Source organism: Oceanobacillus jeddahensis (genome assembly GCF_000750635.1).
Classification (GTDB): Bacteria; Bacillota; Bacilli; order Bacillales; family Amphibacillaceae; genus Oceanobacillus; species Oceanobacillus jeddahense.
Window position 1 is genome coordinate 255,125 of record NZ_CCDM010000003.1, and the last position, 17,334, is coordinate 272,458.

Annotated in this window: 19 protein-coding genes; all 19 read right to left on the reverse strand. The window is 37.2% G+C overall.

Annotated features, from left to right (window positions below; all coding sequences use genetic code 11):
* Positions 1-2: 2 nt before the first annotated feature.
* The 19 genes from hisC to BN986_RS14725 all read right to left on the reverse strand — a co-directional run bounded on the left by hisC (position 3) and on the right by BN986_RS14725 (position 17,068).
* Entirely contained in the window at positions 3-1,097 is a 1,095-nt protein-coding gene (gene hisC, locus BN986_RS14635) for a histidinol-phosphate transaminase (RefSeq protein WP_040981390.1), read from the reverse strand.
* A 3-nt stretch (positions 1,098-1,100) separates the two neighbouring features.
* On the reverse strand, positions 1,101-1,475 hold the full coding sequence (aroH, locus tag BN986_RS14640) for a chorismate mutase (RefSeq protein WP_040981392.1): 375 nt from the start codon (positions 1,473-1,475) through the stop codon (positions 1,101-1,103).
* Positions 1,472-2,548 (reverse strand): 3-dehydroquinate synthase, encoded by a 1,077-nt coding sequence (gene aroB / locus BN986_RS14645; RefSeq protein ID WP_040981394.1) that lies wholly within the window; start codon positions 2,546-2,548, stop codon positions 1,472-1,474. The genes aroH and aroB overlap by 4 nt, the downstream gene beginning before the upstream one ends.
* Positions 2,549-3,718, reverse strand: a complete 1,170-nt coding sequence (gene aroC / locus BN986_RS14650; RefSeq protein ID WP_040981396.1) for a chorismate synthase — start codon at positions 3,716-3,718, stop codon at positions 2,549-2,551.
* A gap of 263 nt (positions 3,719-3,981) precedes the next feature.
* Positions 3,982-4,755: a CheR family methyltransferase gene (locus tag BN986_RS14655; protein ID WP_040981398.1), complete on the reverse strand. Its 774-nt coding sequence runs from the start codon at positions 4,753-4,755 to the stop codon at positions 3,982-3,984.
* A gap of 74 nt (positions 4,756-4,829) precedes the next feature.
* Entirely contained in the window at positions 4,830-5,276 is a 447-nt protein-coding gene (ndk, locus tag BN986_RS14660) for a nucleoside-diphosphate kinase (protein ID WP_040981400.1), read from the reverse strand.
* Positions 5,277-5,442: 166 nt separating this feature from the next.
* Complete coding sequence (hepT, locus tag BN986_RS14665; protein ID WP_040981403.1) at positions 5,443-6,414, reverse strand: heptaprenyl diphosphate synthase component II; 972 nt, start codon at positions 6,412-6,414, stop codon at positions 5,443-5,445.
* Between the two features lie 38 nt (positions 6,415-6,452).
* Positions 6,453-7,160 (reverse strand): demethylmenaquinone methyltransferase, encoded by a 708-nt coding sequence (menG, locus tag BN986_RS14670; RefSeq protein WP_040981404.1) that lies wholly within the window; start codon positions 7,158-7,160, stop codon positions 6,453-6,455.
* An 18-nt stretch (positions 7,161-7,178) separates the two neighbouring features.
* Positions 7,179-7,934: a heptaprenyl diphosphate synthase component 1 gene (locus BN986_RS14675; protein ID WP_040982193.1), complete on the reverse strand. Its 756-nt coding sequence runs from the start codon at positions 7,932-7,934 to the stop codon at positions 7,179-7,181.
* 573 nt (positions 7,935-8,507) lie between these two features.
* The gene (mtrB, locus tag BN986_RS14680; RefSeq protein ID WP_040981406.1) at positions 8,508-8,729 is read right to left on the reverse strand and encodes a trp RNA-binding attenuation protein MtrB; all 222 of its coding nucleotides are present in this window, start codon (positions 8,727-8,729) and stop codon (positions 8,508-8,510) included.
* A 157-nt stretch (positions 8,730-8,886) separates the two neighbouring features.
* A complete protein-coding gene (locus tag BN986_RS14685) occupies positions 8,887-9,159 on the reverse strand; it encodes an HU family DNA-binding protein (RefSeq protein ID WP_040981409.1) in 273 nt (90 codons plus the stop codon).
* A 344-nt stretch (positions 9,160-9,503) separates the two neighbouring features.
* On the reverse strand, positions 9,504-10,982 hold the full coding sequence (gene spoIVA / locus BN986_RS14690) for a stage IV sporulation protein A (RefSeq protein WP_040981410.1): 1,479 nt from the start codon (positions 10,980-10,982) through the stop codon (positions 9,504-9,506).
* Positions 10,983-11,519: 537 nt separating this feature from the next.
* Complete coding sequence (locus BN986_RS14695) at positions 11,520-12,239, reverse strand: hypothetical protein (protein WP_081922222.1); 720 nt, start codon at positions 12,237-12,239, stop codon at positions 11,520-11,522.
* A gap of 13 nt (positions 12,240-12,252) precedes the next feature.
* Positions 12,253-12,450: a DUF2768 family protein gene (locus BN986_RS14700; RefSeq protein ID WP_040981414.1), complete on the reverse strand. Its 198-nt coding sequence runs from the start codon at positions 12,448-12,450 to the stop codon at positions 12,253-12,255.
* 501 nt (positions 12,451-12,951) lie between these two features.
* Positions 12,952-13,212, reverse strand: a complete 261-nt coding sequence (locus BN986_RS14705; RefSeq protein ID WP_040981416.1) for a stage VI sporulation protein F — start codon at positions 13,210-13,212, stop codon at positions 12,952-12,954.
* A 57-nt stretch (positions 13,213-13,269) separates the two neighbouring features.
* Positions 13,270-14,310, reverse strand: a complete 1,041-nt coding sequence (locus BN986_RS14710) for an NAD(P)H-dependent glycerol-3-phosphate dehydrogenase (RefSeq protein WP_040981418.1) — start codon at positions 14,308-14,310, stop codon at positions 13,270-13,272.
* 14 nt (positions 14,311-14,324) lie between these two features.
* Positions 14,325-15,635, reverse strand: a complete 1,311-nt coding sequence (der, locus tag BN986_RS14715; RefSeq protein WP_040981420.1) for a ribosome biogenesis GTPase Der — start codon at positions 15,633-15,635, stop codon at positions 14,325-14,327.
* A gap of 350 nt (positions 15,636-15,985) precedes the next feature.
* Positions 15,986-16,171 carry a capping complex subunit for YIEGIA gene (locus BN986_RS14720; protein WP_040981422.1) on the reverse strand — a complete coding sequence of 62 codons (186 nt, stop codon included), beginning with the start codon at positions 16,169-16,171 and terminating at the stop codon, positions 15,986-15,988.
* A complete protein-coding gene (locus tag BN986_RS14725) occupies positions 16,172-17,068 on the reverse strand; it encodes a YIEGIA family protein (protein WP_040981424.1) in 897 nt (298 codons plus the stop codon).
* Positions 17,069-17,334: the final 266 nt, after the last annotated feature.

Sequence of the window (17,334 nt, forward strand, 5' to 3'; positions counted from 1 at the left end):
ACCTAATTTAATTGTTCTTGATAATCTCTTAAAACATTTTCCAATACCTTCATATCTTCTTCTTTCCCAATTGTGACACGAATTGTATTTGGAATTCCTAATAATTCTCCAGGTCGGACAATAAAACCGCGCTTGATTAAGTAATTAAAAGCATCCGTTCCGCTTTCCGGTGTTTTCACCAGCAGGAAATTCGCTTCAGACTCATAATACTCCCAGCCAATAGAAGTTAAAAAAGCTTGAAACTGCTTTAATACCTTTTTATTTTCCCGATACGTATGTTCAATAAATTCCTGGTCTGAATAAGCGATAACTGCTGCCTGCTGTGCCGCAGACGTTGTATTAAACGGACCACGGACCTTATCTAAGGTTTCGACAATGAGAGGATCTGCTATTCCATAGCCAATTCTGAGACCTGCCAAGCCGTAAGCTTTTGAAAATGTGCGTAAAGCGATCAGGTTTGGAAATTTGTTCAACAATTCCAGAGCATTTATATCCTTTTCAGGTTGTAGAAATTCCAAATATGCTTCGTCTAAAACAACTAAAACATCGGAAGGGCATTTACTTAAAAAGTCCTCCAGTTCTTCTTTAGAGAGTGCAGTACCTGTTGGATTATTTGGGGTGCAAATCCAGATTATTTTTGTATTGTCTTGTACAGAATCAAGCATTTTATCAAGCGGATGACTGCCATCTTTATTGACCGAATGTTCAATGATTTCCGCTCCTTCAATTAAAGCGTAATGCTTATATTGAGGAAATGTCGGGGTTGCCATAATTACCTGATCCCCGATAGTTAGATAGGAACGGCAAAGCATCTGGATGATTTCTTCCGAACCGCTTCCGAAAATAAGCGATTCCGGACTTACATTTAATTTATCGCTGATCAGATAGCGGAGCTCAGATGTGTAACCATCTGGATAAATATGAAATATAGGCTCATTCGTCTGAAATACATCCTTTACTTTATCCGAAAAACCATAAGGATTTTCATTAGATGCCAATTTAACAATATAATCAAGTCCGAATTCTTCTTGAATATCTTTTGTTTGTTTTCCTTGTTTATAGGGACTGAGCTGCTTTAAAACTTCTTTACTTCTCATTCCTTAACTATCCTTTCTTTCTAAAAGATCCGGACGAAGCTTTACGGCCTCTCGTTGAAATGTATGTTCAATCTCTTTTTGCTGTGCATCAGTATTAACAACCATCATAATTCGAATACATTTTTGCAGGCTGCCAGGAACATCTATTTCCTGCATACACATCACAGGGACGTATTTCCACCCGTCAATTTCACGCAAGGCTTTTGCAGGAAATGCTGCGTCCACACCTTTTGTTACGGAAATAAATGCATGAGAAACGTCTTCAGGCTGAATATGATTCTTTTCTGCCATTTCCAGAACCAGCGTTCTTGTATGTTCAATAATTTCTTTTGCTTCATTATTTTCTATCGTTGTGGCGCCACGTACTCCTCTTGTCATAGCTTGTTCATCCTCTCTATAAATGTTTTGATATAAGCCTCCACAGAGGAGTCATCTAAGTTTTCGACAGCCGGCTCGCCAACTTTATCTAGTAATACCATTTGAATATGGCCAGAAACGGATTTTTTATCTGATTTCATATTTTTAATGAGTTCAGAGACGCTCTCTTCTTTGATGTCGATAACCGGATATTCATTTCTTTTCATCCAATTGTATAATTCGTTAAAAGGAAGCGGCTGCTCTTTTACTTTTTCACTCACATGAAGTGCAAATAACATCCCATTTGCGACAGCTTCTCCATGGGTTACCTTTCCGTATCCCAGGGCAGCTTCTAAAGCATGGCCTAATGTATGACCAAGGTTTAAATATTTACGCACGCCAGATTCTTTTTCATCTTCTTCTACAATCATTGCTTTTACTTTGATGCCGGCTTCTAAGTGATTTTCTAACTGCACAGAGGAAATTTGCTTTAAAGAAAGCGGCAATAACTCTTCAGCTAATGAAATATCAGAAATAAGTCCTTCTTTTAAAATTTCCGCATAACCGCTACGGACTTCACGATAAGGTAAAGAGGTTAAGGTTTCTGTGTCATATAAAACAGCTGCTGGAGGATAAAAACAGCCAATTAAGTTCTTACCTGATTCATGGTTAATTGCCACTTTTCCGCCAACACTACTATCATGTGCCAGAATAGTAGTTGGCATTTGTACAAAATCAATTCCCCGCATAAAAGTAGCAGCAACAAACCCTCCTAAATCACCTATTACACCACCGCCTAAAGCAATGATGAGTGATTTGCGATCCAAACCACTCTCAATTGCCTTCGACTGTAACTTATAATATTGCTCGATATTTTTAGAGGCTTCTCCGGATGGAACAATCGAAGTATAGATATTTTTCTGATCTAAACTATCCACAACGTCCTGCAAATATTTATCGGCTATCTGATCATCCGTTATCACTAAAATAGAGCTGTAATCCTTATTTAGCCATTTCTTTAAGCGAAAACGTAATCCAGCTTCCATCACAATGGGATAGTTACGCTGACTGGACTGGATTGTTAATTGTTTCATTTAGAAGCACCTGATTTCTTCTCTATACTGGTCAATAGCCTGCTTTAACTGCGGGAAACGGTCACTTGAAAATTGTTCAGTTACTGCTTTTGCTACTTCAAAAGCAACAACATGCTCCATTACTACGGAGGCAGCTGGTACCGCACAAGCATCAGACCTTTCCACAGTTGCTTTAAAAGGTTCCTTCGACTCAATATCTACACTTTGCAATGGACGCTTCATCAAGGTTGGAATAGGCTTCATCACACCACGAACTACGATTGGCATTCCTGTACTCATTCCGCCTTCCAATCCGCCGAGACGGTTCGTTGCACGATGATATCCTTCCTCTTCATTCCAAACAATTTCATCATGGACTTCACTTCCGTTTAAACGGGCAGCTTCAAATCCAATTCCAAACTCTACCCCTTTAAAAGCATTAATGCTGATTACACTTGCCGCAATCTTACTATCCAGCTTTCTATCATAATGAACATAAGAACCGATTCCGGCTGGCAAGCCTTCTACATAAACCTCACAAACACCGCCGATAGAATCTCCGACATTTTTTGCCTCATCTATCGCTTCAATCATTGGCTGTTCGACATTTGAATCTAATACCATAACAGGAGATTCCCCGGAAATTTCAGCACGTTCTTTCGCTGATAAATCCGTCTTTTCTTCTGCGCGTATACCTGCGATTTCTTTCACATATCCAGTAACATAGATTCCTAGCTGCTCTAAAAGAGATTTTGCAACTGCACCTGCTGCAACTCTTGCACCAGTTTCTCTTGCAGAGGAACGTTCTAACACATTCCGCATATCACGATGTCCATATTTCAGACCACCATTTAAATCAGCATGTCCCGGACGCGGTTTTGTTACCACTCTGCGCAGCTTGGCTCCTTCTTCTAAAGGATCTGCTCCCATAATATCTGTCCAATGCTTAAAATCATCATTATGTATCACAAGCGACACAGGAGATCCCAGTGTATACCCATGACGTACACCGCTTGTAATATCTACTGTATCCTTTTCAATTTGCATTCTCTTTCCTCTGCCATGCCCACCTTGTCTTCTACGTAGACTCTCATTAATATCTTCCGCTTTTAATTCCATTTGTGAAGGAAGTCCTTCAATAATTGTCGTTAATTGTTTTCCATGTGATTCTCCAGCTGTTAAATAACGCACTACACATTCTCCTTTACCTTTATAAAGCTATTCATAACGAGCAAGTATATCAGAAGTTATTATCTAAACTCTTTTACAATATGAACATGTCATAGTTTTTTGGCAAATAGGAAAATATAAAATTCTTCTATTGCATGAGTGCAACCCAAGCTTGATGAAACGCCAAGTTTTTTTAATAATATCGCATATACTTTACTCATTTAAATAGTTGAAAGTTTTCTAATTACTATATCATATATCACTGCACTTCGGGTAGTATAAATTTATTGTTTTCGATAAAAAAAGCTATCTTCTAAATAAAAACCATATTGATCTGCATGAAAAATCTGCTCTGTACTGCCAACAAATAAGTATCCATCTTTTACTAAGGACTTATTAAAATGGTGGAATATATTATTTTTGGCTTCGTCCGTAAAATAGATTAGCACATTACGGCAGACAATCAGGTCAACATCTTTCGGATAGCGGTCTTCTAATAGATTATGCCGTTCAAAACGAATATATTTTCTTAAAGCTGGATCCACTTGAAATATCGTGCCGTTCGAAGTGAAATATTTTTTCTTCAAAGCAGCCGGCAATTCTTTTAAAGAACGCTCTTGATAATTACCTTGCTGAGCTGCATTTAAAACAGCCTGATCAAAGTCTGTAGCCTGAATCTGGTAATTTAAGTTTGGAAAGTATTCTTCCAGCATCATTGCCAGACTGTAAGGTTCCTCACCTGTAGAACAAGCAGCACTCCAAATGGTTATTTTTCTCTTGTTTTTTGTTAATTCCGGAATTATTTTTTTCCGCAGAACATCCCAGCGGTTAGGATTCCGATAAAACTCAGAAACATTAATGGTTAACTTTTCTGTAAATTCCTCCAAAAATTTGGCATCTTTTTGACAAGCTGTAAAATAATCCACGTAACTTTTAAATCCATGCTTATCTCTTAAGGTCGTTATTCGGCGCTTCATCTGCGCTTCTTTATATAAGCTTAAATTTAATTTTAGTGATTGATGCACCTTCTTTTTCATTAATTCGTAGTCATCCCTCATTTATTATCCCTCTCCTCTGCTCGTACGCAAAAACCCCCGTATGTTTAACGGAGGTTTTCGATAACGCTTTCACTTTAATAAATCCATGTTTCATTCTGTTTGTTGTAAGAGGTAAGTTCTTCTTCATTAAAAAATAGTTTCATTTCTCTTGAAGCGCTTTCTAAAGAATCAGAACCATGAATAATGTTCTTACCGACATTTATGCCATAATCGCCTCGGATTGTACCCGGCAGTGCTTCAGATGGATTTGTTTTCCCCATTATTGTGCGGGCTGAAGTAACAACATTCTCTCCTTCCCACACCATTGCAAATACTGGTCCGGAAGTAATAAAGTCAACTAACTCACCGAAAAACGGGCGTTCCTTGTGTTCTGCATAATGTTTTTCAGCCAAATCTGTAGATACTGTCATTAACTTAGCCCCGATTAATTTAAACCCCTTTTGTTCAAATCGTGCGACAATATCTCCAATTAAATTGCGTTGCACACCATCTGGCTTAACCATTAAAAAAGTTTTTTCCATTTAAATCACCCTGCCCCTATGTAATTAAAATATAAGTTCAAAATGTTCGATAAAAAAGAGCCCAAAACTCGACGGATCTTTTTTATTGGCCATTTTGAGCCTTTAAGAAAAATGTAACCTCTAAAATAGTAACAAATTATCAGACAAATAACAATATCTTATTTAATCAGGAACGTCTTTTTCCGATAAAAGTGGCAATATCTTGTAAGCTTTTCTTTGCTCTGGATGCTTCCAGCCCATCTAACGATTTTAATGCTTTTTGCAGATAAAGATCGCTGACTGCATAGCTTCTTTGAATTGCATCTGTATTTTTCAAACAGGCAATTAACTTTTGCATTGATTTTTCGTCAATATCTTGATTGCTGGTAATTAATGTCATTAGTTCATATCTTAATTCCTCGTTCTCCATAGCATATAAAACAGGGAGCGTAATATTCCCTTGTAATAAATCGTTCCCTGCAGGCTTACCAAGTTCTTTAGCGGTAGATGTGAAATCGAGAATATCATCGATAATTTGATAAGACATTCCAACGTTGTAACCATAACGATATAGTTTATTGGCATCTTGATCACTAAGTCCTCCGACAAGTGCCCCTAATTTGCAACTACACGCAATTAATAATGCTGTCTTGCGTTTTATCCGGCGAAGATAGTCACGCAAATTTTGATTCCATTGATATTTAAATTGAATTTGTTCAATCTCTCCAATGGATACTTCAACAAGCGTTTTTGATAATAATGTATGTATTCTTGGATCCTCTATTTTTGTTATTTCTTCCAGAGCTCTTGCGAGGATAAAATCTCCTGTGTACATCGCAATTCGATTCCCATATTGAGAAGCAGTCGTCGGTTTCCCACGGCGAAGCTCAGCTTCATCAATAACGTCATCATGAACAAGAGTTGCCATATGAATAAGTTCTAACGTTACAGCAACTTTTTGTATTTTTTCAAAGTCATAATTTCCTAATTGACATGAAAGCAAAACAAAAACAGGACGAATACGTTTCCCTCCTGCTTTCAATAATGCTGTAGAAGCGTCTCGAAGTACGGGGTGTTCAGCCTGAATGCTCTTCTGTAATGTTTTTTCAATAGAATCCATATCTTTCGTTAAAAATCCATAAATCTTTGGTAGTCTCATGTACGTCACCTTATTTTACTAGTAAATTCATTCTTTATTTAAGATTTATGCCCCATATGCATCGCAGCACCACCGCCGGCATACGTTTTGACATCGACATGCTTGAAGCCTGCATCAAAGAACATTTGCTTCAATTGGTCCTTACCTGGAAAATCTTTTGCTGATTCCTGGAGCCAAGAATATTCTTGATAACTTTTTGCGAAAATTTTTCCGAATAATGGCATGATGAATCGAAAATAAAAATAATATAATTGCCTATAGCCAATTAATGTCGGCTGCGATGTTTCCAGACAAACAACCATACCGCCCGGTTTTACAACCCGGTACATTTCTTTTAAAACGGTCATATAATCCGGGACATTCCGTAATCCAAATCCAATTGTCACGTAATCGAATTGATTGTCATCAAAAGGAAGTTCCATGGCATTACCATGTATCCATTCAATGTCAGTACCCTGTTCCTGTTTTCCTTTTTCTTTAGCAATTGATAACATGTTCTCGCTAAAATCAAGTCCGACTACCCTGCCGTCATTTCCAACGGCGTTTGCTAAGGAGATAGACCAATCTCCTGTGCCGCAGCATACATCCAATGCACTGTCTCCTTCAGATACATGCATTCGTTTCATAACATCTCTACGCCATAACGTATGCTGTTTAAACGAAATGACAGAATTCATTGAGTCATAGTTTTCATATATTTTCTCAAAAACGTGATGAACACGTTCTTCTTTTGATGAATAACCCATAATTCATTACACTTCCCTTTAAAGTCTTGATGTTCTTAATTCATTGGTTTCCTGAGAATAAATAAACTGCTCCATAGATAAGCTTGAATTAGATAACTGCGAGATAGCACGATATACTGCTTTTTCATAATCCCGTAGTAATTTTTCATCGATCAGCGGCATAGAAGTTGCTTTATTATTACGTGCTTCCCATTCCATGCGCAGCAGGGAGTATCCATAAGTTGCTTCTTCTGTATCTAAACGACGATACATCAACCAGTTTTGAATAATTGATTCTAATTCAGCTCCATGCAAATATTTTGCGACATGTACAAGCAAGGAAGCATTCAATTTCATTTTTATATTTAACCATGTTTCAAGCGGTAACTGCTCTTCATAGTATAAAGTAACTTTCAGCTCATTTATTTCACGAATAGCATTCGCTAGGGTCTGGATAAACTGGATTTCACCTGCTTCCGCAAGCAGTAAATAGTATAATCCACTGTAATAGTCCCCTGAAAGAACTTGAAGCTGCTTTTCGATCATTTCGTTTTCCGTACCAGCTTTTTGTTTAACAGGAACAAAATCATGTGTATCCAGGGCAATTTGAACAAGCATTGTTGAAATAATATACTTTTCACGCTGAAGAGAAGTTAATGTTTTATGCTGTTCAACGAGAAATAGTAATAAATTCCATTTTTCTTCATCGATAACTGGATAGCGTATATGCTTATGAATGTATGAATCATACAATTTATTTTCCAGTATTTTTCTATAACCTTTATCTGTTGTCATAAATGTAGTCAACACTATCACCCGGATCCTTTCAGCCTTTCCATTGCTCTAGCTATTATAGCACATTTTACACGTTATAAAAACGAAAGAATATTTTCTATTATTGGCTTGTTCTCAGAAAACGTGATTGATCAGCAAACTTTAGGTCGGACTGATACGGAGCTTACTTCCCCCGTCAAATACTGCTGTTCTTATCATTTATTCCTTACATGCTATATTCTTTCTATAACTTCCGACTAGTTCAAACAGAAAAGATCATTATTTCTTAAAATAGTTTGCTTTATAAAAGTGTTTATTTTAAGTACTTTTATCCGGAAAACATATGCTTTATACAATTCCCTAGATTGGTAACTTCTACACTCCATAAAAGGTATAGGTGAGCCTATATTTCGTATGAAAGGAAATAATAATCTGGCTCCTTCCGCTTTTAGGGCGGAATTATTTACGAGTGAGGTATGAAATACTTCAACAAAACACTGAAGGAATAAGAATGTAAAAAATATATATGATCTACTTCTTATTCAGAAAAAATGAAATGAAGCATTCAGATGTGCTGCTTCAGGCTTTGAACTTTTAATTTTCTATTTCACCATGACTTGTTTGAATAAGTGCTTTACCACGAACTTTAATAGCAGAAGTATGTTCTGTAAATTGAGCAATCATAATTTCACCCTGGTCCAGTTTTTCAGAATGATGGAATTTTGTATTACTTCCGCGAGTCAGTCCAATAACATGTACACCGTCTTCTAATGCTTTAATAACGAAATAATCTGCTTTTGCATTTTGGTCATTCATACTTTAAACCTCCTTAAATGTAAATATTTATGTAATTCTAATCTATTTAATAAAATCTTCTCTTTCATAGCAATTAATGTTTTCTTCATAAAAATAAGGAAAGGGACACGTTTTTAAACGTGTCCCTCCCTTTTGTACACTCCGGATATGTAAAATATTATTTTACACTATCCTTAAGAGCTTTGCCTGGTTTGAAAGCAGGAACTTTGCTTGCAGGAATTTCGATTTCTTCTCCTGTTTGTGGATTACGTCCTTTACGTGCAGAACGCTCACGAACTTCAAAGTTACCAAAACCGATTAATTGTACTTTTTCACCATTCTTCAGTGAATCCATGACTGCATCAAACACTGCATCCACAGCTTTTGTTGCGTCCTTTTTAGAAAGATCGCTCTTTTCAGCCACAGCATTTACTAAATCTGTTTTATTCATGACATTCACCTCCTCCCAGGATGTTCTTTAGACAAATAGACAAGTTAGTCTGTCTATCCCATGGTCTGTTTCATCAAAGTCATCCTAATAAGTGATGACAAGGCTTATAATAAACGAGTTTTAAATAAAATTCAACAAAAACTATCGATTTCTCTAGAATTTATTGAGATTTTACTTAAATTTTCCTTTTTTTTAAGAGAAACCGGCTAAACTCTTATGAAACAAGCATTGTCACCTTTCCATAAATCTATACGGTATTGTGGAGATTTTTTTGCCGTTCTTGATAAAATATTTTCCAAAAAAAATAAACAGCTATTAATTTAGCTGCTTATCGAAAAGATTTTTTATAATATAATAGCGATTAAACCGCCTGATCCTTCATTAATAATTCTCTCTAATGTATCTTTTAATTTATATCTTGCATTCTCTGGCATTAAAGAGATTTTTGCCTGAATGCCTTCTCTGACAATGGAACTGAGGGACCTGCCGAAAATATCAGATTCCCAAATCGATAACGGATCTTCTTCAAAATCTTGCATCAGATAGCGGACGAGCTCTTCACTTTGCTTTTCCGTTCCTATAATTGGTGAAAATTCAGATTCTACTTCCACTCGAATCATATGAATAGATGGCGCAACAGCTTTTAATCGAACGCCGAATCTGGAGCCCTGACGGATGATTTCCGGCTCATCCAGCTGCATATCTTCTAAACTTGGTGCAGCAATGCCGTAACCTGTTTGTTTTACCATTTGCAATGCCCCGGAAACTTGATCGTATTCCCGCTTTGCATAGGCAAAGTCCTGCATCAATTCCAGTAAATGATCTTTACCGCGAATTTCTTCTCCAACGATTTCCTTTAGGACATGATCATATAATTGATCGGGAGCATGTAGATCAATTTCAGCGATCCCTTCGCCCATTTCCATGCCGGCTAAGTTAGCCCCTTCAATATATTCATAATCCCTGAAATAGCCAACAATATGATCCACATCACGCAAGCGTTTAATATCCTTTACGGTATCTTGAATTGCTTCCTGGTAATTCTGACGTAGCCAGTGATTTTCTTTTAATACCATGACCCAGCTGGGCAAATTCACATTTACTTCGAGTACTGGAAATTCAAATAATGCTTCACGTAATACACTATACACATCATGTTCTGTCATTGTTTCTACACTCATTGCTAACACTGGAATATCATGTTCCTCCATCAGCTCTTCTCGAAGCAAGGAAGTTTTTTGGCTGTGCGGTTCTGTTGAATTAATCACCATAATAAATGGTTTACCAACCTCTTTTAACTCTTCAATAACCCTTGTCTCTGCTTCAATATAATCTTCTCTATCTATTTCACCAATGGTACCATCTGTAGTTACAACAACGCCGATAGTAGAATGCTCCTGAATTACTTTACGGGTTCCAATTTCCGCTGCATCATGGAATGGGATTGGATCCTCATACCATGGCGTATGAATCATACGTGGTCCATTTTCGTCTTCAAATCCTTTTGCACCCTCAACAGCGTATCCGACACAGTCAACGAGGCGGACATTTACATCTAATCCATCTTCTACATTGACCTGAACGGCTTGATTAGGGACAAACTTAGGCTCTGTCGTCATAATGGTTTTTCCTGCAGCACTTTGTGGTAATTCATCGTGTGCTCTTGCTCTTTCGCTTTCACTTTCGATATTAGGGAGTACAAGCAACTCCATGAATTTCTTAATAAAGGTGGACTTTCCCGTACGGACTGCTCCGACGATTCCAAGATATATGTCGCCATTTGTACGTTTCGATATATCTTTAAAAATATCTGTTTTTTCCAAAAGATCCCCTCCCGATCTCCGTACTTTGATATACATCACCCGTAATAGTTGGACACTAACAGTCTATGACGTTGTCCTATTAGATTATGACTAGTTTCACATATTTTTATCACACGTTCATCAGACGAGATGAAGCAACGCGTATTTGGCTTCTAATGGCCTTCTAAGCAAGTTGCTGATAAAAAGATGGATATTTATAAAACAGAACGTATACCTGATGTATATGTCGCATAAAGTTATTTATTCTATTTTGTTATCTAACTTTTTTCAAAAATATTAGAAAACCTCAACCGTTCACTTGTTTTTCAAGGATGTACTGACTTCGACGTCCTTTGCATCGATCTTTTTTTAAATATTGTATGAAGAAAAATCGTATTTAAACTTATAAGTCTAGACAATACTTTGGGACGTTACATAAAATTTTCATGATAGATGGTGGCTCGCGCATGAGACAAGTCATGAAGGTCTGTCATGTAATAAAAAAACCATACAGTCATTATAAACTGTATGGTTTCTCTACTTATCAATGAAGTTTTTTTATTCTTCCTCCATAAAAACAGCCTGTCCATCTTCCACTGTGTAAGGCATTGAATAGGCGGGAACAAATGGTGTGTTATCCACTAACAGGTGACGAACATCTTCGCCTTCTTCATAGTTGTCGCTTTCTTCCAACGCCTGGTTCAAATCATAAGAATAATCAATATATAATTTTCCGTCTAAATCCATAACAATCGGTAAGTCAGCTTGTGAAAAAGGACTTTTCACAGTTGGCGGTTCATCTAACCCTAATTTCTCATGGTCTACAGTATATATCTGATCCGTAATTTGTTGCCCATAAGCTGGATATGTGTACTCCTGTCTATAAACATCTAATCGTACATTTACACTTCGTAATTGCTCGGTTGTTTGTAAATCAATTAGACGAACTTGCAGATCATCTTCTGGATTGACAATCGTATATTGGTATACACCGCCTTCCTCAAAAGAATTTCCTGGTAATTCAGACAAATAACCTTTCTCCTGCATCTGCTTAAAATCAATCAAATATTTTTCATAGATATGCGTGTCACTATCTTTCGTTTGGATAGGTACTAATCCATCTTCGCCTTCTCTATAGTCTTCAACTGCTTGTTGGACAATAGCTAATTGCTCTTCATTCGAGATTTGATTTTCTGTCCGTTCACTTTGAGGATACATGCAGCCGCTTAAGAGCAGGAAAACGAAGGATACCGCCAATAAGTATGTATATTTCATCATGAAACTCCCTTTCCTATCTGGTTGGTCCACTAAATGTAACATATAAAATAATCAAAGCTCCGCTGACGAGGCTTATATATGCTAAAAATGTAATAATGCCACCAAACCAGCCCCGTAGCTTTGTTCTACTCCAAACAATCAAGCCTGTAGCTAAGATTAATAAAAACATACCCACAAAAGAGATATACATCATTAACATGGATACTGACAAAGATTTCACCCCTATTTCAATCAAAATACATTTCGCCAGGTGCTATTATAACATAACTTTTAGACAATATGCCTTCAGATAACTGACGAAACATTGAACAATATAAGGGCATCCTTTTAAATAAATAAAAATTGGCTTATGGAAAGTTTTCATGCATGTAAAAACCTATGGCAAAGGGGGCATCTTCACCATAGGTTGACTAAATAAAATCCTCAGCAACTCTATTCCTTGAATGCTGGTGCGATTTATCTTATGCATTATTTTGAAAATCTGTATACTCAATTGCCTATAAAATGAAACTTTATTCAGTGGGGATGTAAAATCCCCACTGAATATTAGTTGAACGAATCGGGCTGTTTGATTTCCCGCCTGAAATTTTCGGGTTCCCTCATTTTCTTGAAGTGGGAATCTAACAAAAGCCCTTCGACGGGACGAGTAATCGCAATGGTTTTCGTTGGGGCAAGTAACCGCAGCCTCAACCAGTTACATCGCGATAAAGCCTTATTTTTTAAATAAATTATTTAAAGAATTTACGTCTCCTGGCATTTTATTCTTAACAATGGATTGTACAATTTTGTCTTCTTTTTCCTTTGAAAGGGGTTTGTTCGCCATCTGTGAAAGCTGTCTAACAAGATTGCGAACCGTTTTCTCATCAGAAAAATCAGCATGCTTTACCGAATCAGCTACTTTGTATACTTCGTCAGGTTGAATATTTGTGTTTTTCTGTATCTTATCAAACATACCTTTTTGAAAATTATTCACATTATTTCCTCCTTGCAATTCATTCGTCACAGTATATGCAAGAAGTATAATTATGTGTTATTGATCCGAATAGCGTTCTTTCAATAGTCCGCTTATATCATCAATTTCCTGACGCTTCGAGCGATTCATTAATTCGTCTACAACATCCTTTGGCGTTTTATCTTCAAAAAGTACCTGATAGATTCCCTGGGTAATTGGCATTTCCACACCCTGCTCTTTAGCAAACTGATGCGCTGCCTGGACGGTGCGTACCCCTTCTACTACCATTCCCATTTCCTCTAAGACTTGTTCTAAGCTCATCCCTTTACCCAATAAGTTACCAGCTCTCCAGTTTCTACTGTGGACACTTGTGCAGGTAACAATTAAATCACCAACACCCGATAACCCAAGAAAGCTTAATGGATTTGCCCCAAGTGTTGTGCCGAGCCGAGCAATCTCGGCTAAACCACGTGTAATCAGAGCTGCTTTCGCGTTATCACCATAACCAAGACCATCTGAGATCCCAGCTCCGAGGGCAATAATATTTTTGAGTGCTCCTCCCACTTCAATTCCTAAAATATCATCACTCGTATAAACACGTAAATTTTCACTGTTAAATAAATCTTGAGCTTGACGTGCTCTGTCCAGGTTGACCGCTGATACAGATACCGTTGTTGGATGGCGCAGTGCTACTTCTTCTGCATGACTTGGCCCAGATAGAACAACAATATCCTCGTAATGGAAATCAGGGATCTCCTCAGAAATCATTTCCGATACACGTTTTAAAGTACCAGGCTCGATTCCTTTTGTAGCATGAATAATCTGCGTACTTGAAGTAATGTAATTTTTAAGCTGCTGGCAAACCTCGCGAATCGCCTTCGTTGGTACAACAACAATGACTGCATCTATATCTTTTGTTGCTTCCTCCATATCATGAAATGCTGTAATGTTATTAGGAATATCGACGTCTAAATATTTATTATTTCGATGTGATTGATTAATTTCATCTACATGCTCTTTTCGATGCGCCCACATACGTACTTCATGGCCATTATCAGCTAAGACAATCGCAAGCGCTGTTCCCCAGCTACCTGCACCAATTACGACAACCTTACTCATAATATCTCTCCTCTTTATTGTCTCTGTCTTGCAAATAATTTTATTGGAGTTCCCGTAAAATCAAAAGCATCTCTAATTTTATTTTCTAAGAATCTTTCATAAGAGAAATGCATTAATTCTGGATCATTTACAAACACAACAAAGCTAGGTGGCTTCACAGCTACCTGTGTTGCGTATAACACTTTTAACCTTCTCCCTTTAAGAGTAGGTGTTGGATTCATTGCGATTGCATCCATAATGACGTCATTAAGGACATTTGTCTGCACACGACGCGCATGACTTTCACTTGCTAATTTCACCATTGGAATTAGTGTGTGAAGCCGTTTTTGTGTTTTTGCAGACAAAAATACAATTGGTGCATAATCTAAGTATTGAAAATGTGCGCGAACTTTCTTTTCAAAATCTTTCATTGCTTTTTCATCACTATCAACGGTATCCCATTTATTCACAACCATAACAATTGCCCGTCCAGCATCATGGGCATAACCCGCAATCTTCTTATCCTGCTCTCTAATGCCCGTTTCTGCATCAATCAATACTAAGACGACATCTGAGCGTTCAATCGCTCGTAATGCCCTTAAAACGCTATATTTCTCTGTACTTTCATAAACTTTACCACGTTTACGCATTCCAGCAGTATCAATAATCACAAAATCTTGATCATCTTTACGTAATTTCGTATCAATAGCATCCCTCGTTGTGCCTTCTATTTCGCTTACAATCACCCGATTTTCATTTAATAAAGCATTTACTAGAGATGATTTACCAACATTTGGCCGACCGATTAAACTAAAGTAAATCGTATCATCATCTTTTTTCACTGCTTCATCATTTGGAAAATGTTTTACGACTTCATCCAGCATATCTCCTAATCCTAGACCATGAGTGCCGGAAATAGGAAACGGCTGACCAAACCCTAAAGCATAAAATTCGTAAATCATTTCATGCATATCCGGGTTATCCATTTTATTAATGGCTAAAACAACAGGCTTACTCGACTTGAATAATAGCTTAGCAACTTCTTCGTCAGCTGCTGTGATGCCTTCTCTGCCGTTAAGCATAAAAATAATGACATCCGCTTCATCAATTGCAATTTCAGCCTGCTGTCTCATTTGATTTAATAATGGCTCATCGACCATTTCAATACCGCCAGTATCTATTATGTTAAATGTTTGATTTAGCCACTCCGCTTCTGAATAAATTCGATCGCGGGTAACACCAGGTGTATCTTCCACGATGGAAATTCTTTCTCCAACTAATCGATTAAAGATCGTTGATTTACCAACATTTGGTCTACCAACAATCGCTACCACAGATTTCCTCACGCAAGGAACATCCTCTCTTTTTTCAAAATTCCTTCTAATATATCAGCAGGTTATAAGATGCAGTATTTCTATTTTATCAGGGAGAACCACCCGTAAAACTCCCGCCTCAAAAAAGAAGGAGAATAAATTTATTTAGGCAGGAGATAACGGGCGTTAACTCCTTGAATCACTCAACTGATCATTCAGTGGGAGAAATCCACTGAATGAAGTTTCGTTTTATAAATGAAGTCTGACTACATCACAGTTTTATTCTAGCAAAAGTAAGAAAGTTCCACAATGAAATATATAAGTGCAAAATCAAAATGCGTGTTGAGGGAATACACCACATATATTTTGAACGCTCCCTACAGTTAATGCTTTACAATAATATAGACCTCATCACTTAAACGATGGGCAATCCCATCCAAAATTGCTTCTAAGTTTGTTGAAAATAATTCGAGCTCTTCCTTGGAGGAACAAATAAAAATAGGAGCACCTCCACTAACTCGCTCTTCTTTTGTCGTAATAATAGCTAAAACGGCTTTTTCGATATCCATTTACTTTTTTCCTCCTTTTATAAATGTCGTTTCAGAAGGCATTTTGATAGCATTTTCTAAAACAGGAACAGATCCGATTACTTTTTTAGCCAGTTCTACATCACGAACGAGTGGCAAAATGAAGACACCTAACCTGCCGTCATCTAAATCACGTTTTATCAAAGGAGCTAACGCCGGCGTTCCAGAATCTTTATAAATTCCTAATGTAACTGAAACATCATGTAAAACTGCTTGTCGTTGTCCTAAATTACTTATAGTAGCAATAACATTTATATTTTTTGGTTTTATGATAAAGCCCATTCCATACTTTAAAATCTCTTCTTGCCTTTCTTCTATACCAATATTCATAATATAAATATTATCAACGTACAGACCAGCTCCATCGAAGGAGATTTCTGATTCTTCGATATCGACAATGTCTTTTAATGTCGATCCACTCATAAAGCTAAGCGCTGCAACAATGGATAATATACCTACAACCGCGGAAGGAAACCAGCCCCACGCAATATAAGCAAGTGTAGTTAAAAAGGCTGTAAACATGACAAGGTAATTTCTTCCTTCAAAAGAAATAGCAATCCCTTCAATATACGTACTGCCCCTGGATACCAGTTCAAATTGATCAAGTTCTGTTAATGTGTTTCTTTCCATATTTCGTACGTCTCTAAATTGTGTTGCAGCAACTGTTAAGAAAGTTACCGCTGTAAATTCCATTTCCAATAATGCAGGAATAGCCAACGCCCCAAGGGAAGCGGCTATAAATCCTAAGGATAAGTGAATAATTCGGCCATGCAGATACGTGGGATACTGTCTATAATCACTTCGTAATGTAATTAATCTAGCCAGCGTCCCAGCGACAACTCCAAATAAAATGGCTTGGGAGTAATATTCAATTTCCATACATACCACCTCTTTTTCTTACGTGTTAGTATGGCTCATTTCCAATGGATTATTAGAAAAACTTAGCAAAGCTCGTTCTTTACTTGCGCTAGGGTATACTGACTTCGACGTTCCAAAAAGGACCCCGGGGAACTTAGCTGAAATTCCTTTAACTCCTTAGTTTTTCTTATACTTTACTTCCAACTACCATATTAGAAAATGCTTAGACGTTCATCATTATTTTTCCTCATAAAAAAAGCTGTACATATGCATGTACAACTTTTTAT